This is a genomic window from Streptomyces cyaneochromogenes (assembly GCF_003963535.1).
Taxonomy (GTDB): Bacteria; Actinomycetota; Actinomycetes; order Streptomycetales; family Streptomycetaceae; genus Streptomyces; species Streptomyces shaanxiensis.
This window is the reverse complement of sequence record NZ_CP034539.1, coordinates 7,259,129-7,279,605: the sequence shown is the minus strand read 5'-3', so window position 1 is coordinate 7,279,605 and position 20,477 is coordinate 7,259,129. Positions and strand designations below refer to the sequence as shown.

General features: G+C 70.6%; 22 protein-coding genes. 12 read left to right on the top strand and 10 right to left on the bottom strand.

What is annotated here, in order from left to right; genetic code table 11:
* Positions 1 to 3: 3 nt before the first annotated feature.
* From EJ357_RS33315 to EJ357_RS33295, 5 genes are read right to left on the bottom strand one after another with little or no spacing between them, the layout of a single operon-like run.
* Entirely contained in the window at positions 4 to 804 is an 801-nt protein-coding gene (locus EJ357_RS33315) for an ABC transporter permease (RefSeq protein WP_126395412.1), read from the bottom strand.
* A complete protein-coding gene (locus EJ357_RS33310; protein ID WP_126395411.1) occupies positions 805 to 1,734 on the bottom strand; it encodes an ABC transporter permease in 930 nt (309 codons plus the stop codon).
* Positions 1,734 to 2,897, bottom strand: a complete 1,164-nt coding sequence (locus EJ357_RS33305) for an ABC transporter ATP-binding protein (protein ID WP_126395410.1) — start codon at positions 2,895 to 2,897, stop codon at positions 1,734 to 1,736. The genes EJ357_RS33310 and EJ357_RS33305 overlap by 1 nt, the downstream gene beginning before the upstream one ends.
* Positions 2,894 to 4,141 (bottom strand): polyamine ABC transporter substrate-binding protein, encoded by a 1,248-nt coding sequence (locus EJ357_RS33300; protein ID WP_126395409.1) that lies wholly within the window; start codon positions 4,139 to 4,141, stop codon positions 2,894 to 2,896. The genes EJ357_RS33305 and EJ357_RS33300 overlap by 4 nt, the downstream gene beginning before the upstream one ends.
* Positions 4,142 to 4,195: 54 nt before the next feature.
* On the bottom strand, positions 4,196 to 5,761 hold the full coding sequence (locus EJ357_RS33295) for a gamma-aminobutyraldehyde dehydrogenase (protein WP_126395408.1): 1,566 nt from the start codon (positions 5,759 to 5,761) through the stop codon (positions 4,196 to 4,198).
* Positions 5,762 to 5,961: 200 nt separating this feature from the next.
* Between EJ357_RS33295 and EJ357_RS33290 the strand changes: the two genes are divergently transcribed.
* On the top strand, positions 5,962 to 6,516 hold the full coding sequence (locus EJ357_RS33290; protein WP_228472687.1) for an NADAR family protein: 555 nt from the start codon (positions 5,962 to 5,964) through the stop codon (positions 6,514 to 6,516).
* Between the two features lie 201 nt (positions 6,517 to 6,717).
* Here the strand turns inward: EJ357_RS33290 and EJ357_RS33285 are convergent, their stop codons facing one another.
* The gene (locus tag EJ357_RS33285) at positions 6,718 to 7,185 is read right to left on the bottom strand and encodes a DUF4190 domain-containing protein (RefSeq protein WP_228472686.1); all 468 of its coding nucleotides are present in this window, start codon (positions 7,183 to 7,185) and stop codon (positions 6,718 to 6,720) included.
* Positions 7,186 to 7,201: 16 nt separating this feature from the next.
* Between EJ357_RS33285 and EJ357_RS48540 the strand changes: the two genes are divergently transcribed.
* The 3 genes from EJ357_RS48540 (at position 7,202) to EJ357_RS33275 (ending at position 9,627) form a co-directional block, all read left to right on the top strand.
* Positions 7,202 to 7,369: a hypothetical protein gene (locus EJ357_RS48540; protein WP_175647608.1), complete on the top strand. Its 168-nt coding sequence runs from the start codon at positions 7,202 to 7,204 to the stop codon at positions 7,367 to 7,369.
* A 495-nt stretch (positions 7,370 to 7,864) separates the two neighbouring features.
* Positions 7,865 to 8,926: an adenosine deaminase gene (locus EJ357_RS33280; RefSeq protein WP_126395406.1), complete on the top strand. Its 1,062-nt coding sequence runs from the start codon at positions 7,865 to 7,867 to the stop codon at positions 8,924 to 8,926.
* Between the two features lie 17 nt (positions 8,927 to 8,943).
* Positions 8,944 to 9,627 (top strand): glycerophosphodiester phosphodiesterase, encoded by a 684-nt coding sequence (locus EJ357_RS33275; protein ID WP_126395405.1) that lies wholly within the window; start codon positions 8,944 to 8,946, stop codon positions 9,625 to 9,627.
* On the opposite strand, the gene EJ357_RS33270 is transcribed toward EJ357_RS33275, so the two are convergent.
* On the bottom strand, positions 9,624 to 10,226 hold the full coding sequence (locus EJ357_RS33270; protein ID WP_126395404.1) for an NADPH-dependent F420 reductase: 603 nt from the start codon (positions 10,224 to 10,226) through the stop codon (positions 9,624 to 9,626). The genes EJ357_RS33275 and EJ357_RS33270 overlap by 4 nt on opposite strands.
* 40 nt (positions 10,227 to 10,266) lie before the next feature.
* Between EJ357_RS33270 and EJ357_RS33265 the strand changes: the two genes are divergently transcribed.
* Complete coding sequence (locus EJ357_RS33265) at positions 10,267 to 10,626, top strand: winged helix-turn-helix transcriptional regulator (protein WP_126395403.1); 360 nt, start codon at positions 10,267 to 10,269, stop codon at positions 10,624 to 10,626.
* Here EJ357_RS33265 and EJ357_RS33260 read toward each other — a convergent pair.
* On the bottom strand, positions 10,599 to 12,293 hold the full coding sequence (locus tag EJ357_RS33260) for a sigma-70 family RNA polymerase sigma factor (protein ID WP_228472685.1): 1,695 nt from the start codon (positions 12,291 to 12,293) through the stop codon (positions 10,599 to 10,601). The two genes, EJ357_RS33265 and EJ357_RS33260, sit on opposite strands and share 28 nt — an antisense overlap.
* Before the next feature lie 388 nt (positions 12,294 to 12,681).
* On the opposite strand from EJ357_RS33260, the gene EJ357_RS33255 reads away from it, so the two are divergent.
* Entirely contained in the window at positions 12,682 to 13,845 is a 1,164-nt protein-coding gene (locus EJ357_RS33255; protein ID WP_126395401.1) for a serine hydrolase domain-containing protein, read from the top strand.
* On the opposite strand, the gene EJ357_RS33250 is transcribed toward EJ357_RS33255, so the two are convergent.
* Positions 13,835 to 14,371, bottom strand: a complete 537-nt coding sequence (locus tag EJ357_RS33250) for a hypothetical protein (protein ID WP_126395400.1) — start codon at positions 14,369 to 14,371, stop codon at positions 13,835 to 13,837. The genes EJ357_RS33255 and EJ357_RS33250 overlap by 11 nt on opposite strands.
* A gap of 138 nt (positions 14,372 to 14,509) precedes the next feature.
* Here EJ357_RS33250 and EJ357_RS33245 point away from each other — a divergent pair, with 138 nt between their 5' ends.
* From EJ357_RS33245 to EJ357_RS33220, 6 genes are all read left to right on the top strand, one after another.
* Entirely contained in the window at positions 14,510 to 15,862 is a 1,353-nt protein-coding gene (locus EJ357_RS33245; RefSeq protein WP_126395399.1) for a diacylglycerol/lipid kinase family protein, read from the top strand.
* A gap of 126 nt (positions 15,863 to 15,988) precedes the next feature.
* Positions 15,989 to 16,378 carry a hypothetical protein gene (locus tag EJ357_RS33240; protein ID WP_175647607.1) on the top strand — a complete coding sequence of 130 codons (390 nt, stop codon included), beginning with the start codon at positions 15,989 to 15,991 and terminating at the stop codon, positions 16,376 to 16,378.
* A gap of 151 nt (positions 16,379 to 16,529) precedes the next feature.
* Complete coding sequence (locus tag EJ357_RS33235) at positions 16,530 to 17,216, top strand: WXG100-like domain-containing protein (RefSeq protein ID WP_126395398.1); 687 nt, start codon at positions 16,530 to 16,532, stop codon at positions 17,214 to 17,216.
* Positions 17,213 to 18,022: a hypothetical protein gene (locus EJ357_RS33230; protein ID WP_126395397.1), complete on the top strand. Its 810-nt coding sequence runs from the start codon at positions 17,213 to 17,215 to the stop codon at positions 18,020 to 18,022. The genes EJ357_RS33235 and EJ357_RS33230 overlap by 4 nt, the downstream gene beginning before the upstream one ends.
* Entirely contained in the window at positions 18,015 to 18,569 is a 555-nt protein-coding gene (locus tag EJ357_RS33225; protein ID WP_126395396.1) for a hypothetical protein, read from the top strand. Before EJ357_RS33230 ends, EJ357_RS33225 begins: the two co-directional genes overlap by 8 nt.
* A gap of 40 nt (positions 18,570 to 18,609) precedes the next feature.
* Positions 18,610 to 19,140: an SUKH-4 family immunity protein gene (locus tag EJ357_RS33220; RefSeq protein ID WP_126395395.1), complete on the top strand. Its 531-nt coding sequence runs from the start codon at positions 18,610 to 18,612 to the stop codon at positions 19,138 to 19,140.
* A gap of 63 nt (positions 19,141 to 19,203) precedes the next feature.
* Here EJ357_RS33220 and EJ357_RS33215 read toward each other — a convergent pair whose 3' ends face one another.
* The gene (locus tag EJ357_RS33215; RefSeq protein WP_126395394.1) at positions 19,204 to 20,394 is read right to left on the bottom strand and encodes a polyamine ABC transporter substrate-binding protein; all 1,191 of its coding nucleotides are present in this window, start codon (positions 20,392 to 20,394) and stop codon (positions 19,204 to 19,206) included.
* Positions 20,395 to 20,477 lie beyond the last annotated feature (83 nt).

Here is a 20,477-nt window from a genome sequence, read left to right as displayed (position 1 = left end):
GGCTTATGCCTTTTGCTTGTTACGGCGGTTGCTGATGACCATGGAGGCCAGGACGAACAGTACGGCGACGACGAACATGGCCGTACCGATGACATTGATCTGAACGGGCGTTCCGCGCTGCGCCGATCCCCAGACGAACATCGGGAAGGTGACGGTGGAACCCGCGTTGAAATTGGTGATGATGAAATCGTCGAAGGAGAGCGCGAAGGCGAGCATCGCGCCCGCCGCGATTCCGGGGGCGGCGATCGGCAGGGTGACCCGCACGAACGTCTGGAACGGGCCGGCGTACAGGTCCTGAGCGGCCTGCTCCAGCCTCGGGTCCATCGACATCACGCGTGCCTTGACCGCCGTCACGACGAAGCTGAGGCAGAACATGATGTGGGCGATGAGGATCGTCCAGAAGCCCAGCTGGGCGCCCATGTTGAGGAACAGGGTGAGCAGCGAGGCCGCCATGACGACCTCGGGCATCGCCATCGGCAGGAAGATCAGCGAGTTGACGGCACCCCGCGCGCGGAAGCGGTAGCGGACGAGCGCGAAGGCGATCATCGTGCCGAGGACAGTGGCGCCGATCGTCGCCCAGAACGCGATCTGCAGGCTGACCGAGAGCGAGCCGCACATGTCGGCGACGCCGCACGGGTCCTTCCAGGCGTCCAGGGAGAACTGCTGCCATTCGTAGTTGAAGCGCCCCTTCGGATTGTTGAAGGAGAACACCGTCACGACGACGTTCGGCAGCAGGAGATATCCGAGCGTCAGCAGTCCCGCGATGACGACGAGATTGCGCTTGAGCCATTTGACGAAGGTCATTTAAACCAGATCCTCCGTACCGGACCTGCGGATGTAGACCGTCACCATGACGAGGATGGCGGCCATGAGGATGAAGGAAAGAGCCGCAGCCGTCGGATAGTCCAGGATCCGCAGGAACTGCGTCTGGATGACGTTGCCGACCATGCGGGTGTCGGTGGAACCGAGCAGGTCCGCGTTGACGTAGTCACCGGCCGCCGGGATGAAGGTCAGCAGCGTGCCGGAGACGACGCCCGGCATCGACAGCGGGAAGGTGACCTTGCGGAAGGTGGTGACCGGCTTGGCATACAGGTCGCCGGCCGCCTCGTGCAGCCGTGGGTCGATGCGCTCCAGCGAGGTGTAGAGCGGCAGGACCATGAACGGCAGGAAGTTGTACGTCAGACCGCACACCACCGCGAGCGGCGTGGCCAGCACGCGGTCGCCCTGGGTCATGCCGAGCCAGCTGGTGACGTCCAGGACGTGCAGCGTGTTGAGGGCGCCGACGACCGGGCCGCCGTCCGCGAGGATCGTCTTCCAGGCGAGGGTGCGGATCAGGAAGCTGGTGAAGAACGGCGCGATCACCAGGATCATGATCAGGTTCCGCCAGCGGCCCGCGCGGAAGGCGATGAGGTACGCGAGCGGGTAGCCGAGGATCAGGCACAGGATCGTCGCCGAGCCCGCGTAGAGCACCGAGCGCAGGAACTGCGGGTAGTACTCGGACAGGGCGTCCCAGTAGGTCGCGAAGTGCCAGGTGACCTTGTAGCCCGCCTCCAGGGAGCCCGTCTGCACGGACGTGGAGGCCTGGTAGATCATCGGCAGCGCGAAGAAGACCAGCAGCCAGAGGATGCCGGGGAGGAGCAGCCAGTACGGCACCAGGCGGCCGCGCTTGCGCGGGGGCTTCTTCTCGGGAGCCGTCGGGGTCAGAGGCGGTGGCGCCTCGGTCAGTGTCGCCATCAGACCGCCGCCTCTTCCTGGATGCCCGCGTCGATGTCCTGTGCGGCGTCCAGGCCGAACGTGTGCGCCGGGTTCCAGTGCAGGACGACCTCCGTGCCGGGCACGAGGCGAGCGTCGCGGTCGATGTTCTGGGCGTAGACCTCGAACTCGGGGCAGACGGGGCTGTCGACGACGTACTGCGTGGAGACCCCGATGAACGAGGAGTCGGCGATCCTGCCGGTGATCCGGTTGCGGCCCTCCGGGATGTCCCCCGCGTCGTCCGCATGCGTGAGGGAGATCTTCTCGGGGCGTACGCCGACCAGCACCTTGCCGCCGGTCGCCGTGGGCGCGGAACATCGCGCCTCGGGCAGGACGAGCTTGCCGCCGCCCGCCTTCAGCACGATGTCGTCGCCGTTCTTCGTGTCGACCTCGGCCTCGATGAAGTTCGAGGTGCCGAGGAAGTTGGCGACGAACGTCGTGCGCGGGTTCTCGTACAGGTCGGCCGGCGAGCCGAGCTGCTCGACACGGCCCGCGTTCATCACGGCGACCGTGTCGGCCATCGTCATGGCCTCCTCCTGGTCGTGCGTGACGTGCACGAAGGTGATGCCGACCTCGGTCTGGATGCGCTTGAGCTCCAGCTGCATCTGGCGGCGCAGCTTGAGGTCGAGGGCGCCGAGGGGCTCGTCGAGGAGGAGCACCTTGGGGTGGTTGATCAGCGCGCGGGCCACGGCGACGCGCTGCTGCTGGCCACCGGAGAGCTGGTGCGGTTTCTTGCGGGCCTGCTCGCCGAGCTGGACGAGGTCGAGCATGTCCTCGACCTGCTTCTTCACCGACTTGATGCCGCGCCGGCGCAGGCCGAAGGCGACGTTCTCGAATATGTCGAGGTGCGGGAAGAGGGCGTACGACTGGAAGACCGTGTTCACCGGCCGCTTGTACGGCGGGAGCGCGGTCACGTTCTGCTCACCGAGGTGGACGGTGCCGCTGCTGGGCTCCTCCAGTCCGGCGATCATGCGCAGGGTGGTCGTCTTGCCGCAGCCGGAGGCGCCGAGCAGGGCGAAGAAGGAGCCCTGGGGCACGGTCAGGTCGAGCGGGTGGACGGCGGTGAAGCCGTTGTCGTACGTCTTGCTGATGCCCGAGAGGCGGACGTCGCCGGTGTTGTCTGTCTTGTTGGTCACGGTGGTCACGCCCCAGTCAGCTTCGCGAACTTCTCTTCGAACTCGGTCTCTTCCTTCGAGCTCAGCGAGCGGAAGGCGTGGGACTTCGCGGCCATGGCCTTGTCCGGGATGATCAGCGGGTTGTTCGCCGCATCCGGGTCGATCTTCTCCAGCTCGGCCTTCACACCGTCGACCGGCGTCACGTAGTTGATGTACGCGGCGAGCTCGGCGGCCGGCTGCGGCTCGTAGTAGAAGTCGATCAGCTTCTCGGCGTTCGTCTTGTGACGGGCCTTGTTCGGGATCAGCATGTTGTCGGTCGACGTGATGTAGCCGCTGTCCGGGATCAGGAAGTCGATCTCCGGGCTGTCCGCCTTCAGCTGGACGACGTCACCGGCCCAGGCGATGCAGGCCGCGAAGTCGCCGCTGGTCAGGTCCGAGGTGTAGTCGTTGCCGGTGAAGCGGCGGATCTGGCCCTTGTCGACGGCCTTCTGGATACGGGCGATCGCCGCGTCGTAGTCGTCGGCGGTGAAGTTCGCCGGGTCCTTGCCCATGTCGAGCAGGGTCATGCCGATGCTGTCGCGCATCTCCGACAGGAAGCCGATCCGGCCCTTGAGCTTGGGGTTGTCGAGCAGGTCCGAGACGGACTTCACCTCGACGCCGTCGAGCGCCTTCTTGTTGTACGCGATGACGGTCGAGATGCCCTGCCAGACGTAGGAGTGGGCGCGGCCGGGGTCCCAGTCGGGATCGCGGAACTGCGCCGACAGGTTGGTGTAGGCGTGCGGCAGGTTCGACGGGTCCAGTTTCTGGACCCACCCGAGGCGGATGAGGCGGGCGGCGAGCCAGTCGGTGAGGACGATGATGTCGCGGCCGGTGTCCTGGCCCGCGGCGAGCTGCGGCTTGATCTTGCCGAAGAACTCGACGTTGTCGTTGATGTCCTCGGTGTACTTGACCGAGATGCCGGTGCGCTTCCTGAACTGGTCGAGCGTGGGGTGGTGCTTCTCGCTGTCGTCCACGTCGATGTACTCGGTCCAGTTGGAGAAGTTGACGACCTTCTCCTTCTCCGAGTGATCCTCTGCCGAGACGCCGCCCTTGGTGTCGCCGGCCGCGGGGATGCCGCAGCCGGTCAGCGCCCCGAGGCCGCCGACCGCGAGCGCGCCGCCCGCTGAGGCGCGCAACAGGGACCGCCGGGTCATGGCGGCCCGGCCGTTGCGGAAGCTGCGCCGCATGGCGGCCACTTGGGCCGGGCTCAGGCGGTCGGGCTCGTACTGCTCCATGCGCGTGGTGCCCTTTCGGAGGGTTCGGCCGCGGGTCGGGCGGCCTGTCTTCTGCTACCGGTCCCCGAAGATCGTGCGGTGCCAGTCCTTCCTGGCCACCGCGGTGTTGTCGAACATGACGTGCTTGATCTGGGTGTACTCGTCGAAGGAGTACGCGGACATGTCCTTGCCGAAGCCGGACGCCTTGTAGCCGCCGTGCGGCATCTCGCTGATGATCGGGATGTGGTCGTTGACCCACACACAGCCCGCCTTGATCTCGCGGGTGGCGCGGCCCGCCCGGTAGACGTCCCGGCTCCAGGCGGAGGCGGCGAGTCCGTACGGGGTGTCGTTGGCCAGCCGGATCCCCTCGTCGTCGCTGTCGAACGGCAGGACGACCAGGACCGGTCCGAAGAGCTCGGACTGGACGATCTCGCTGTCCTGGGCCGCGTCGGCGACCAGGGTGGGCAGATAGTACGCCCCGTTCTCCAGCGCCCCCTTCGGCGCGGCCCCGCCGGTCACCACGCGCGCGTAGGCACGCGCACGGTCGACGAACCCGGCGACCCGGTCGCGCTGGACATGGGAGATGAGCGGCCCGAGATCGGTGCCCGGCGCGAACGGGTCACCGAGCCGCACGCTCTCCATGAGGGCGGCGGTCCGCTCGACGAAGGCTTCGTAGAGCGGTCGCTGCACGTACGCGCGCGTGGCGGCCGTGCAGTCCTGCCCGGTGTTGATGAGCGCGCCCGCGACGGCGCCCTGGACGGCTGCTTCCAGGTCGGCGTCGTCGAAGACGACGAAGGGCGCCTTCCCGCCCAGCTCCAGGTGGATCCGCTTGACGGTCGCGGTGGCGATCTCGGCGACGCGCCTGCCGACCGCGGTGGAGCCGGTGAAGGAGGTCATGGCGACGTCGGGATGGCCGACGAGATGCTCGCCCGCCTCCTTCCCGGTCCCGGTGACGATGTTGACGACACCGTCGGGGATGCCGGCGTCGGTGGCGGCCTGGGCGAAGAGGAGCGAGGTGAGCGGGGTGAGCTCGGCGGGCTTGAGCACGATGGTGTTGCCCGCGGCGATGGCCGGGAGGATCTTCCAGGCCGCCATCTGGAGGGGGTAGTTCCAGGGGGCGATGGAGCCGACGACGCCGATGGGTTCACGGCGGACGTACGAGGTGTGGTCGCCGGAGTACTCGCCGGCGGACTGCCCCTGCAGGTGCCGGGCGGCACCGGCGAAGAACGCGGTGTTGTCGATGGTCCCCGGGACGTCGAACTCACGGGTCAGCTTCAGCGGCTTGCCGCACTGCAGGGACTCCGCGCGGGCGAATTCCTCGGCACGCTCGGCGATGACGGCGGCGAAGCGGTGCAGGGCGTCGGAGCGCTCGCCCGGGGTGGCGGCGGACCAGGCCGGGAAGGCCTCGCGCGCGGCGGCGACGGCGGCGTCGACGTCATCGGCGCCGGCCAGGTCGTACGTGTACACCTCCTCGCCGGTGGCGGGGTCGACGACGGCGTGCGTACGACCGGAGGTCCCCTTCGCCGGCCGGCCCGCGATGTACTGCGCGCCGTCCGCGAAGCGGTCCTGGGCGGGGAATCGCTGCGGGGGTGCGGATTCCGGGATGGCGGTTTCCGGGGTGGCGGTGCCCGGGTTCTGCATGTGGCTCTCCTCCGTGTCCCCGTGGTGGGGCCGGCGTGGCTCGGGCTCGATTTGAGTGCCGATCCTGACAGAGCAGGAGGACTCCAACAAGTGATTCCGTTGTTGCCTTTTGGTTACGCGACGGAATCTGTCGACCAGGTGTCGAGTCGGCCGGATAAACGCGGGACGGATTGTCGGTGGTGCGTGCCATGCTCGGGGGCATGACGAAGATCGATTCTTGGGACTCCCTTCTCCGGGAGGTCCGTGCGGGGGCGAGAGTCAAGTATCTGCACTTCTGGGGGCACCGGCCGCTGCCCGACGGCCGGGTGGGCGTGAGCTGTCTGAGCCAGTGGTGGCCGTCGCCGTTCACGGTGGACGGCGTGGCGTACGCGACCGCCGAGCACTGGATGATGGCCGAGAAGGCACGGCTGTTCGGGGACGCGGAGGCGGAGCGGCGGGTGCTGGACGCCGGGCATCCGTCGGTCGCGAAGAAGGCCGGGCGGCTGGTGCGGGGGTTCGACGACGGGGTGTGGGAGCGGGAGCGGTTCCGGATCGTCGTCGAGGGCTCGGTCCACAAGTTCGGCGCGCATGCGGATCTGCGGGGGTTTCTGCTGGGCACGGGGGATCGGGTGCTGGTGGAGGCGAGTCCGGTGGACCGGGTGTGGGGGATCGGGCTGGCGGTGCGGGATGAGGGGGCGGGGGATCCGGAGCGGTGGCGGGGGCCGAATTTGTTGGGGTTCGCGTTGATGGAGGCGCGGGAGCGGTTGCGGGGGTAGGAGGGGTTTCGCCCCCGCCGCCCCTACCCTCCCGTCCCTGGGGGCTGCCGCCCCCAGACCCCCGCTTCGGCCCGAAGGGCCTCGTCCTCAAACGCCGGACGGGCTGAAATGCCTGGACCGGCAAAATCCAGCGCCGCCGGCAAAATCCAGCCCCTCCGGCGTTTGAGGAGCGGGGTCTGGGGCGGAGCCCCAGACCAACCCCTAAGCCGTCGCGATCACGAACGCCAGCATCACCAGGCTGAGGACCAGCCCCGCCACTCCACAGATGACCCCGGCCAGCGCCTGCCCCCGGTTCGTCGCCTCGCCGCGCCGCGCCTTGCCCATCCCGATCGCACCGAAGATCACCGCGAGCACGCCCACCACGATCGCCACCGGCCACATGCAGAAGATCACGGCCGAGATGATCCCGAGCACCAGCCCCGCGGTCCCCATCCCGTTGCTCGGCAGGGCCTGCATACCGGGCCACCCGTAGTAGCCCCCCACACCCGGCCCCGGCGGAAACCCATGACCGCCGGGATAGCCGTACGGCACCTGCCCCGGCCCGTCGGGCGCGATGGGCGGCGGGGGCACATGCCCGCCATGGGCGCCATGAGCGCCGTAGGGCCCGGGCCCGTGCCCGGCCGGAGGCGCGAAGGGATTGACCGGCGCGCCGTGCGGCACGGAAGACATGGGAGTCGTGGGAGGCATGGGAGACGAGGCCCCCGGCGGCGCGAACGGGTTGGCAGGCGAACCGCCCGGCGCCATCGCGGGCCCCACCCCGGCGGAGGGGTTCTCCCACGGCGCCCCCGGCGGCACGGCGTCCCGCGGCTCGGACGGCACCTCCATGGGCGGCCCCGACGCAGCCGTCTGCTGATCGTGCCAGGGCGGAGCAGGCCAGGTCGGCGGGACGTTCGAGGCACTGGTGTTCCCGGGCCCCGCGGTCGGTGAGGAATCCGCCCGCGCGCCCTCGACGGGAGGCGCCCACGGATCCCGCTCGGGAAGCGGCTGCGCCCCACCGGGCACCGCATCACTCGGACCCGCCACCCCCGGCTTGTCCAAAGACGTCGACGGCGCCCTCTCGTCGTCCTTCCCGAACGACACCTTCGGCTCTTCCGGCGAAGCCCCTGATCCCCCTGCGCTCATGTCCCCCCGCACCGCCGATCCCCCCGATGCCTCCGGCGCCTGCGGCGTCTGCGCGTCCTCGGACATGCCCGGGCCCCCCTTTGTCGTACGTGCCGTCATGCTAAGGCCCCGTCTGCGCCCCCGCGGTCCCGGCCTACGATGATCCCCGAGTCACCGATCAGCCGATCACCTGCGCCCGCCCGCCGCTCACACACCCGGCCGCGGACGCCGTTCCCGGGGAGGAACCTTGACCGACCGTCTCGTAGACGCCCGCGTCCCGCGCGACCTGCACGCCTTCATCGCCGGACTGCCCAAGGCCGAACTGCACGTCCACCACGTCGGCTCCGCCTCCCCCCGCATCGTCGCGGCACTCGCCGCCCGCCACCCCGACTCCAAGGTCCCCACCGACCCGGAGGCCCTGGCCGACTACTTCACGTTCACGGACTTCGCCCACTTCATCGACGTGTACCTGTCCGTCGTGGACCTGATCCGCACCCCGGAGGACGTACGGCTGCTGACCTTCGAGGTCGCCCGCGACCTGGCCCGGCAGCAGGTGCGCTACGCCGAGCTGACCATCACCCCGTTCTCCTCCACCCGCCGCGGCATCGACGAGGGCGCGTTCATGGACGCCATCGAGGACGCCCGCAAGGCGGCCGAGGCCGAGTTCGGGACCGTGCTGCGCTGGTGCTTCGACATCCCCGGCGAGGCCGGCCTGGAGTCCGCCGAGGAGACCGCGCGGCTCGCCACCGACGACCGGGTGCGCCCGGAGGGCCTGGTCTCGTTCGGGCTCGGCGGGCCCGAGATCGGCGTGCCGAGGCCGCAGTTCAAGCCGTACTTCGACCGGGCGATCGCCGCCGGACTGCACTCCGTGCCGCACGCCGGCGAGACCACGGGGCCGGAGACGGTCTGGGACGCCCTCACCCACCTGCGCGCCGAGCGCATCGGGCACGGCACCAGCTCGGCGCGGGACCCGAAGCTGCTCGCGCACCTCGCCGAGCACCGGATCCCGCTGGAGGTGTGCCCGACCTCCAACATCGCCACGCGCGCGGTGCGCACCATCGACGAGCACCCGATCAAGGAGTTCGCGAAGGCCGGGATCATCGTCACCATCAACTCGGACGACCCGCCGATGTTCGGCACCGACCTCAACAACGAGTACGCGGTCGCCGCCCGCCTGCTCGACCTCGACGAGCGCGGACTGGCCGACCTCGCCAAGAACGCCGTCGCGGCGTCCTTCCTCGACGAGCCCGGCAAGGCCCGGATCGCGGACGAGATCGACACGTACACCGCCGACTGGCTCACCCCCTGACCCACCACAATGGCCTCATGCAGAACCTGACCGCCGTCGCCCACCGTGGCGACCCCTACCGCGTCCGCGAGAACACGCTCCCCTCCCTGCGCTCCGCGCTCGGACAGGGCGCGGACGCGGTGGAGATCGACGTACGCCTCACCAAGGACGGTGTGCCGGTACTGCTGCACGACGACACGCTGAAGCGGTTGTGGGAGCAGGACCGGCCGCTGCTCGCGTTGTCGGCGGCCGAGGTGCGGGGGCTGACGGCGGGCGGTGTGCCGACGCTGCGGGAAGCGCTGGCGGTGTGCGACGGGAGCCGGGTGATGCTCGACCTGCCGGGCACGCCCGATGTGCGGGCGGCGCGCCGGATCGTGGACGTCGTGCGCGAGTGCGGGGCGCAGGATCGCGTGTACTACTGCGCGGACGCCCCCGCCATGCTCGCCGTCCGCGCCGCCGACCCGGCCGCCGAGATCGCCCTGACCTGGACGACCCTGGCGCCGCCACGCCCGGCACTGCTGGACGCGGTACGCCCCCGCTGGCTCAACTACCGCTTCGGCCTGGTCGACCACGCTCTCGCCGAGCGCGTCCACCGCGACGGCTACCTGCTGTCCGTCTGGACCCCGGACACCCGACGCTCCCTGCGCCGCCTGCTGGACGTCGGCGTCGACTCGATCACGACGAACCGGATCGACGTCCTGCTGGGACTGCGCACCGCCTAGGCGGTGCCGGCGGCGAACGGCAGCGGCGGCGCGATCGCCTGCGCGTCCGCCCCCTCCCCCACCCACAGCCCGATCAGCAACGCCGCGGTCGCCTCCAGCAGCCCGGCCCGGTCCAGTCCCCCGGCGTTCAGCGGCTCACAGCCGAGGTCGCGCACGAGTCGTCGTACGACCGACAGGGCCGCCTCGTCGTCCCCGCACAGCGGCACCGCGAGGGGGCGGCCGTCGAACACGGGCGGTGTCATCCGCCAGACGTCGACGTGGCAGAGGTTGAAGGCCTTGACCACGTGCGCGGCGGGGGCGGCGGAGGCGATGCGCTCGGCCGCGGCGGGGCCGCCCGCCGTGAGCAGGCCGAAGCCCGGGCCCACCGGATTCGTGCAGTCGATCAACACCCGCCCGCGCAGCACCGGTTCGAGTCCGGTGACCACCCCGACTACGGCCGCGTACGGCACCGCCAGCAGCACCGCGTCCGTCCCGAACTCGGCGGCCTCGCGCAGCCCGCCCGCAGAGCGGCTCCCGGCCAGCACCTCGTGCCCGGCCCGCCGCCACTGCGTGCCGAGCGCGTCCGCCATTCCCCCGGTTCCCAGGATTCCTATTCGCATGGGCAGCACAGTAGGAAGCCGCTCGGGCACCATTCGGTGCGTGACCACCGACCGGCCCTTCCTCGCCGACTGCCGCGCCCGCCTCGCCTTCGACCTGCTCGCCAACACCTGGAACGCCGTGGTGCTGTGGGCGCTGCGGCACGGGCCCGTGCGGCACGGCGAACTCCGCGACCGCATCGGCGGGATCAGCCAGAAGGTGCTGACCGAGACCCTGCGCCGGCTGGAGTTCAACGGGCTCGTGACGCGGCGGGCGTACGGCGGTGCTCCGCCGCGCGTCGAGTACGAACTCACCGAACTGGGGCGGTCGTTGCTCGACCCCATCGAGGCCTTCGGGGCCTGGGCCTTCGAGCACGGCGACGAGGTGATGGCGGCTCAGGAGCGCTGCACGCGGGACTCCTGAGGCACGGTCGCCGCGTCCGCGGGGGTCGCGCGGGTGGCGTACTGCGGGACGGGGGTGTCGTCCTTGCCGGTGTCGCGGACGAGGCCGTAGCGGATCGCGCCGTCGGGTGGGCCGTGGTTGATGTCCTCGTTCACGGCGTTCCAGTTCGACGGGAACACGCTCAGGTTGTAGTCGGCGCCGCGTTCGTTCTGGACGAGGGTGACGCTGCCGTCGACGTAGAACCACTCGTTCTGCCACATCTGCTGGGTGCCGGGCGGCAGGACGGTGTACCCGGTGGTCGTGCTGCCCATGCCGGTGGCGGAGCTGTCGGTGCTGCTGACGCGGTCGTCCATGCGGCGGCCGCCACCCGAGGCGACGTGGAAGAGCCTGCCCTTCAGGCCGGTCCAGGCCGGCATGACGAGACCGCCCGGCCGGTACTGCGGTGCGATCTGCCAGCGGACGAGGACGTAGCCCTGGCCGGTGAGCGTGGCGCTGTCGCCGCGGTGGTTCATCACGGCGTGCGCGCCGCCGGTGCTGGTGATGCCGGACTCGGGGCGGCGCGGCAGGTCGGCGGGCGCGGCGTTCGGGTCCGGGGCCCGGTCGACGGCGTCGACGACCGTGCCGTACAGCTCGACCTTGCGCGTCTGTGACGGCGACGGTGAGGGCGTCGCCGACGGTGACACGGACGGCGTGGGTGACGGCCGCGGGCGGGCCGTGCTGGCCGCGGTGGGGGCCACCGTGGAGGCTGTCGCGCGCGGGGGCGGCGCGTCCGGGGCCTGGGTGACGACGTACGCGCCGCCCGCGACGAACGTGGCGCCCGCCGTCACCGCCACGGCGGGCTGGGTGATCGCGGCCATCACCTTCGCGGACCAGCCGACGGAGGTCGCCGTGACCGTCGCCGCGGCCGCCGTCTTGCCGCCGAGGGCGAGGGAGAGGGTGAAGCCGACCGGGATCGGGACCAGCGCGATGCCGACGAGGAGCCGTTCCGCCGGTACGACGGCCTCGCGGGTGTCGCCGCAGTAACCGCAGCCCCTGATGTGCCGGGCCAGCCGCTTGCGCCAGACCGAGTCGGGGCGGCCGTTCCAGCGGGCGGTCCGTTCGCGCAGGTCGGGGCAGGCGCCGTCCAGCGCACGGACGATGCCGCGCGCGGTCTCCAGCCGTTCCTTGATCCGCTGGACGCGCACCGCGGCATGCTGCCGGCTGATTCCGGCCGCGGCGGCCAGTTCGCGCCGGGTCAGCTCGCCCGCGACCTCCAGCCACCACAGCGACAGCAGCTGCCGGTCCTCGTCGTCGAGCCAGCGCACCGCCTCCGCGACCTCGCGCCGCTGTCCCTCCAACTGGAGCCGCAGCACGGTGAGTTCGGCGAAGTCGGTGGCCTCGTGCGCGGCCGACTCGTCCAGTTGGGCGGTCTGCCTGCGGCGCGCCCGGTCCCGGATCTGCCGCATGGCGATGGCGACGAGCCAGGAGCGGAAGCTGTCCGGGTCGCGCAGCGAACCGAGGTTGTCGACGGCGCGCAGCATGGTCTCCTGGACGACGTCGTCGACATCGGCATGGCCGTTCAGTGCGCGTCCGACCACGTTGTAGACGAGCGGCAGCCAGCCCTCGACCAGCTCGTCCAGGGCATGCCGGTCACCGGCCTGCGCCGCCGCGATGGTGGAGCGCCACTGCCTGCCGGCTGCCTCGTCCACGTACGTCCTCTCCCGGGTCACTTGCTGCCCGTACGCACCTTCTCAGCCTGACCTGCGCCGTTGGCTATGTCGGAGATCACATTCCGCTTCCGGGCCGGGCGGGGCATGGCGGGGACTCCCGGGGTGTGGGGGTGGGGGACGCGAATGGAGACGCGGTGAAGGGGGCGGCGATAACACTTTTTCGGTCCGCGCGTCCGAAGTACGCCGCCCCGGGCGTCCGCAGGCGTCCGCAGCCGCCCGTAGGGGCGAACCCCTACAACCCCCTTGCCGCGTACGGCATTTGCTCCGGGCTCGCCCAGGGTTCGAGCCCTCCTCACCGACGATCCGCCCAGGGCCGTACCGCCCCGACGATGATCACGGACATCCCATTCGACCTCAGGAGCAGCAGATGCCCGTACGCCCGCTTCCCGTCCTCCTCACCTCCGCGCTCGCCCTGGCCCTGACCGCGCTGCCGCTGGCCGGGACGGCCTCCGCGCGGCCCGCGCCGTCATCGTCGTGCTCCGCGCAGGCGATCGAGGCGGCCACGCCGGACGGACCCGACGTGAAGGCCCTCTGCGCGGCGCTCGCCGGACTGCCCGACCAGGACGCGACGGCGGCGCTGATCCGCGTCGGCGGCAAGGGGAGCTGGCAGGGGTCGGCCGGGGTGCGCGACATGAGAACAGGGGCCCCGGTGATCGAGAACGCCCGCTTCCGCGCCGGTTCCACGACGAAGATCGTGACCTCGGCGATCGTGCTGCAACTCGCCGCCGAGGGGCGGATCTCCCTCGACGGGACGGTGCAGCAGTACCTGCCCGGCCTGCTCACGAAGGACTTCCCGCCCATCGCCGTACGGCAGTTGCTGAACTTCACGAGCGGCCTGCGGCCGGGGGCGTCACTGGGCGACACCACCGAGGAGATGTACCCGCACCGCTTCGAGACCCTGACCCCGGCCGAGGTCGTCGCCGCGTCCGTCGCCAAGGGGCCGGACCCCGAGTACGCGCCGGGCGAGCGGCAGGACTACGGCAACATCCACTACACCGTGCTGGGCATGCTGATCGAGAAGGTCACCGGCGACTCGTACGCCCACCAGGCCGCCGTACGGATCTTCCGCCCGCTCGGCATGCGGCACACCTCGTTCCCCGACGGCCCCGATCCCCGCGTCCACGGTCCGCACAACCGCGGCTACGAGTGGCTCGACGGAAAACTGGTGGACGTGACCGACTGGAACATGTCCGACCGGTGGGCGGCCGGCGACATGATCTCGACGACCGCGGACCTCGAACGGCTGCTGGTGGGCGTGTTCAAGGGACGTGTCGTCCCCGAGCCGCAGCTGAAGGAGATGTTCGCGGTGCCGAAGGCGGTGGACGCCACGATGGCCGCGCCGTTCACACCGTTCGAGCTGAACGGCCGGACGGTCTGGGCCAAGACGGGATCGCGCCCCGGCTACCACACGGTCGTCGCGGCGACCCGCGACCTGTCCCGGAGCGTCGTCTACTCCGTCAACTCGACCGACGCGAGGGGCGACGGCGAGGCCATAGCCCGGCGCTTCGCCTTCCCCGCGTTCAACCGCTGACGACGGCCGCGGGGACCGGAGGCGCCGACCGCTCGGTCAGCACCTCCAGTCGCTTGATCCTCTTGCGCACGACGTACAGCGGGATCACTCCGAAGACGCCGAACGACATGTCGATCACCGACCACCAGAAGGGGATGCCGCGGATCGGCCCGCAGACGAGGGCGAGCGGGATGATGCCCGCGCAGGCGATCATCCCGAACTCGACGACCCAGATGTTGCGGACCGGGTCGCGGTACGGGCCGTAGAAGGCGACGGCGATGACGAGGTGGGCGAAGGCCAGCCAGTCGGTGCCGTAGAGCAGGAAGGGGTACTCGGCGTCGGCGGTGTCGAGCCCGCGCCGGACGCGCTCGACCCAGTCCATGAGGCCGGGAAGGTGCTCCGGCACGGACAGGGCGCGCAACAGGTCCTCGGTCCAGCGCAGTTCATGGACGAGGGGGAAGGCCGTGGCGCCGCTGAGCACCAGGCAGACGACGAAGAAGGCCAGCCAGACGCGGATGCCCTTGAGCAGGGCGGCTCTGTCGCTCATGAGGACAGCGTACGCCCGTATTGAACATGTTCAAAAGTGATTCCCGGGTACTGCCGGCCCTGATCGCCTACGTGCCGCCCGCACCGGACCTTCCCGTAACGCGCCGGCTCTACGATGTCCGCGGCGGACGGAGGAGCCATGAGCTGGGACTTGAGCGAGCGGGCCTACCGAGGCCAGCGGTGGGCGGCGCGTACGGCGTTGGCCGCGGCCGGTCTCGCGGTGCTCGTGCCGCTCGCGTACGGCGGCGTCGGCGGCGTGCTGCTGCTGGTGGCCGGCGCAGCGGGTCTGGTCCTCGGCGCGGTCGCGGTGTGGTGGACGCTGACCCTGCGCGGCCCGCTGCGCTGGGCGGCGGCCGTCCTGGCCGTGCTGGTTCCGGTCGCGCTCGTGGCCCTGTTCGCGGCCACCCTGTTCTGGGCACTGCTGGCGTCCGTGGCGCTGTGGACGCTGGCCGTCTGGAGCGGCCGGTACGCGCTGCGGGGCACGGGCAGCACGCGGGTGCGGGTGATGCGGGAGCGCAAGGCGGCCCCGCCGCGGCGGCCGTACCTGATCATGAACCCCCGCTCGGGCGGCGGGAAGGTGGTCCGCTTCGAGCTGAAGGAGAAGGCCGAGCGGCTCGGCGCCCACGTCATCCTCCTCGACCCGGACCGGCACGAGGACGTCACCGCGCTGGCCCGCAAGGCCGTCGCGGAGGGCGCGGACCTGCTGGGCGTCGCGGGAGGCGACGGCACCCAGGCGCTGGTCGCGGCCGTCGCCGCCGCGTACGACATCCCGTTCCTGGTGATCAGCGCCGGCACCCGCAACCACTTCGCCATGGACCTCGGCCTCGACCGCGACAACCCCGCCGCCTGCCTCGACGCGCTCACCGACGGGGTGGAGGTCCGCGTCGACCTCGGGTTCGCGAACGGCCGGCCCTTCGTCAACAACGCCTCCTTCGGGGCGTACGCGGCCATCGTGCAGAGCCCCTCCTACCGCGACGACAAGATCGGCACCACCCTGGAGCTGCTGCCCGACCTGCTCACCCGCCAGCAGGGCCCCCTGCTGACCGTCCGCGCGGCGGGCAGGACGCTCGACGCCCCGCACGCCGTGCTGGTCAGCAACAACCCCTACCGCACCGACGATCCCTTCGGGCTCGGCCGCCGCGACCGCCTGGACGCCGCCGTCCTCGGGGTCCTCGGTATCAGGGTGGACAGCGCGGCCGAGGCCGCCGCGCTGATCCTCGATCCCGCGCCGCGCGGCCTCACCATCCTCACCGCGCCCGACGCGGTCATCGAGGCCGACCGCGCGGAGATCGAGGCCGGCATCGACGGCGAGGCCCTCGTCCTGCCGGCCCCCGTCCACTGCCGGATCACCCCCGGCGCCCTGCGCGTCCGCGTCCCCCGCAAACGCCCCGGCGTTCCGCCGCGCGCACCCCGCCTGGACTGGCGCCGGTTGCGCAAGCTGGCGGCGACGGTGGGACGGACGGCGGTGCACCGGCGAGGGCCGTTCCTCTGACGCCCGGCCTGTCTCCGCCGTGAGCGGCCACCGGCCACCGCCGGGCACATTCCCCGACTCCCCTCCCTCGCACGTCTGTTGGATACTGGTGCGACTGGCACAGGGAGAGGGACGGGGGAGGTTCGCATGCCGGAGCGGCGCGACGTGGGCCCGGAGGAACTGCTGGACGTGGCGAAGGACGAGGACCGGGCTCGCAGCCTGCATCGCACACTGCGCAGCCTCAGCACCGGGCCCGATCCGAAGCTGCGGGAGATGGCCACCTCGGTCCTGCGCGGCGACATCACGGCGCAGGAGGCGTTCACCGACCGGGAGTACTCGGCCGCCCTGTTCTCCGGCGCCGCCGAGGTCCGTCGCGCCGGGGAGGCGCGTTCCGACCGCGAGGCCCGGGAGGCCGGCGAACGCTTCGCCGACTGGCAGCAGGAACGTAAGGCCGAGGACGAGCGCGAGCGCGCCGAACAGGACACGCCAGGCCACTCCGCGGCGAAGCGCCCGGAAAGCCCCTTCCGTCACCGCTAGTCCCGTACCCCCGCATCCGGACCACCCCATCTCCCGCTTCACTGGCGTGACTTGAGGGGCTCCGGACCGTCAGAAATACGCCAGCGTAGTAAAGTTCGAACTTCGCAGAGGTGACCGATTTGGTTCTGCCGCGGCGGAGGGGGAAACGCAGTTGGGAGTCGTACTGCCCGACGAGGCGGCTTGGGTGCTGGACCTCATCGGCATCGAATGGCCGAATGTCGACGAGGACGACTACCGCGACATGGCCGACGGCCTGCGGACCTTTGCCTCCCAGATGCGGGAGGGCAAGGACGCGACGGCAAGCGTCGTCCGCGAGTTCCTCGAAGGCAACGAGGGCATCGCGACCGCGGCCTTCCAGCAGCACTGGGGCAAGGTCAGCGACGTCCATCTGGAACGCCTGGCCGAGGCGGCCGGCCTCGGGGCGACAGCCCTGGACGGCGCGGCAATCGCGGTGGCCGGCGCCAAGGTGGCGGCCATCGTCCAGCTCGGCATCCTCGCCGCGGAGATCATCGCCGCCCAGGCCGCCGCGCCGTTCACGCTCGGACTCTCCGAACTCGGCGCGCTCGGCGCCACCCAGGCCACGCGCGTCATCGTCCGGCGGCTGCTGAAGGAGGCGGAGCAGCTTCTCGTCGAGGAACTGATGACCGTGGTCACCGGCCCGGTCTTCTCCGCACTCGGCAACATGGCCGCCGACCTCGTCATCCAGGTCGGCGCCAACGCCGTGGGACTCCAGGACGGTTACAGCCCGGGCAAGACCCTGCGCGCGGGCGGCGAGGGCTTCTCCGAGGGCCTGGACGCCGCAGGCGGGACGTTCACCGGACGGGGAGGCGGCGCGTGAGCGACACCGTACGCAACGACAAGGACCTGACCGACCGGCTGGCCGACCGGGTCACCTCCCAGGCCGACGAGCAGGAGTCCGGCGCCCGTCCCCAACTGCGCCGCAGCCGTGCCGGGCTGGACCGGACGCGGGGCCGGGGCAGCATGGCGGCGGCCGTGGAGAGCGGGGCGGAACGGATCCTCAAGGCCATCGAGGACGCCGAGGACCAGCTGCACAAGCACCTCCAGGACGTGTCCAAGGGCGTGCGGGCGATGGGCGAGAACCACGCGCGCAACGACAAGAACATCGAGACGATGCTGAACAACATCGTCAACCGCTCCCGCAACCAGGACACGGTCCGTGACGGTGGCGGAATCGGCAAGGACCGGCCGGATGCGAGCAAGGATCCCCATACCGTCACGCTGGAGTGGAAGCCCGGCATGCCCAAGCAGGCCTTCGAGCGGAAGGCGAGGGCTCTGCAGCGGCTGGGCGAGGAGGGGAAGCTCTTCAAGTTCAAGGGCAAGACCGAGGACTACCGCGACAAGGAGATCACCAAGCAGTACAAGGGCGCCCTGGAAGCCCTGATCCGCAGGAACCACAAGGACGATCCCGAGTTCGCCAACGAGGCGGCGGAGGCCGCCCGTGCAATGCAGCCCGACCACGTCAACGAGCTGCAGACCGGTGGTCCGGACGCGTGGCGTAACCTGCGGATGCTGGACCGGACGACGAACTTCGACATCGGCACGCAGCAGATACGCCCGCAGATCAAGGATCTTCCGGACGGCAATCCGATCAACATCGACATCAAGTGGTGGCCAGATGACTAGCGCGAGCCCGGGATCACCCCGTCTGATCGAGGCCGTCGACGCCCTGCGGACGGCGCTGGCGGAGAGCCCGGACGTGCTGAGCTTCACGCTCGGCGGGACGATCGACGAGGCGACCGCGGCCGAGGCGGAGGCCGACGGGGTGCCGCGGGAGTTCCTCGACTTCTGCCGGGTGCTGGACGGCGTGAGCTGCGGGCCGAATGTGCAGCTCTTCGGCCTGGAGGAGGCCGAAGAGCACCAGTTCTACTGCGGGCCGGTGGTCGACTCCCCGCTGGAGCTGTCTCCGGCGAAGCTGTTCTGCATCGGGTTGATCGGCGACACACCAGTCTTCCTCGACCGCGCGGGCGGCGGTGTCCTCGGTATCCCGGACGAACATGGGGAGTGGGTCGACGCTGAGCGCTTCGAGCCGCTCGCGCCGAGTGTTGAGGCGTACTTCCTGGAGCGGCTGGTCACTCCCGCCGAGTACGCGCGGCTTGAGTCGGTCGACGACGAGCTCTGGGAGTACAACGACTGGCTGAAGCTGCTGCGGCGGGCCGGTCTCACCGGCTGAACGTACAGAGTACGAGGGAAGAAAGGGAAGAAGAGGACGCATGGCCACCCATGACGAGATGACGGAGCTGTTCGGCGCGGACCGCGTGCTCACGCTGGACCGTGCCGTCGCCGAGGAGCGCGGACTGTCCGAGGCCGACGCCGAGGTGCTGTGCGACGTCGGTGTGCCCCTGTTCGTCGACGTCCTGTTCACCGTCGACACCGCCGATGAGGGGCCCGACCCCTTCACCGTGGTGCCGGTGGCCGCGGGCGGCGAGGAGACCCGGATCCTCGTGCTGGGCGGGCCCACCGACGACCCCGGGATGCGGTACTGCCTCGACATGGAGCGCGGCTACGTCATCCTCATGTCCTTCGGCGAGGAACCGCAGGCCGAGATCGTCAACCGCACCCTCGCCGACCTCGTCGAGTTCCTGTACCGCTTCGCGCTGCGCACCAAGCACCTGGAGCACGCCGCAGCGCAGGACCGCGGCCCGTACACGGACAAGCTCGTGGAGTACCTCCAGGCCCGCGACCGGTTCGCGTTCGCGCAGCCGGACAGCTGGTGGTCGATGGTCTTCGAGCAGGTCGGCTGAGAACCGAGTGGCCCTCGAGCGGGTCGGCTGACGACCGCTGCCGGCCGAGGCACCGGGATCCGGCTACAACCCCGCGATCACGTTCCACCGCTTCGCGAACTCCACCCGCTCCCCGGACGTGATGTCCCGCGCGATCGCCAGGCGCCCGCGCATCGCCGCGTCCGGGAAGATCAGCGGGTCCTCGGCCAGGGCGGCGGTCTCCTCGTCCTTGGCGGAGGCGAGGACGTCCTGGGCGGCCGGGACCGGGCAGACGTAGTTGACCCAGGCGGCCAGCTCCGCTGCGACCTCGGGCTCGTAGTAGTAGTCGATCAGCCGCTCGGCGTTGGCCTTGTGGCGGGCCAGGTTGGGGATCATCAGGGACTCCGACCAGAGCTCGGCGCCCTCCTCGGGGACGACGAAGCGGATGTCGGGGTCGTCCGCCTGGAGCTGGATGACGTCGCCCGAATAGGCCTGGCAGGCCAGTACGTCGCCGCTCGACAGGTCCTTGATGTAGTCGTTGCCGGTGAAGCGGCGGATCTGGCCCCCGCGCACCTGCTTCTCGACCTGGTCGCAGACCGTGTGGAAGTCGTCCGCCGTCCACTGGGTGATGTCCACGCCGTTGCCCTGCATGAGGAGTGCGAAGGCCTCGTCCAGGCCGGAGAGCAGCGTGACCCGGCCCTTCAGGTCGCTCGCCCACAGCTCGGAGACGTGCCGTATCTCGCGGCCCAGCCTGCGGCGGTTGTACGCGATGCCGGTGATGCCGGACTGCCACGGCACGGTGAACCTGCGTCCGGGATCGAAGGCCGGTGACCGCAGCTGCGGGTCCAGGTGCTTCGTCACGTTGGGCTGCCGTGCCCGGTCCATCTCCTGCACCCAGCCCAGCCGTACGAACCGGGCGCACATCCAGTCGCTGATGACGATGAGATCGCGGCCGGTGCGCTGACGGTTCATCAGGGCGGGGCTGACCTTGCCGAAGAACTCGTCGTTGTCGTTGATCTCCTCGACGTACTCGACCGAGATGCCCGTGCGCTCCTCGAATGCCTCCAGCGTCGGCCGCCGCGCCTCGTCCTCGTCGTCCGTGTCGATGTACAGCGGCCAGTTGGCCCAGGTCAGCCGCTTGTCGGTGGCTGAGAGATCGGCGGCGGCCCGCTCACCGGGAGGTACGTGGGCGGCGGGCACACCGCAGCCGGCGAGGCCGCCGAGCAGCGCGCCCGCGCCGAGGGTGCGCAGGAGGGTCCGGCGGGACAGCGATGGACGTTTCGATGGGAGCGCCATTGCCGCAGCATGCCGCCGCTGCCGATGACCGGGCAATCGACGCCACGTCGAGTGCAACGGCACAGGCCGGACACGTTGTCGAT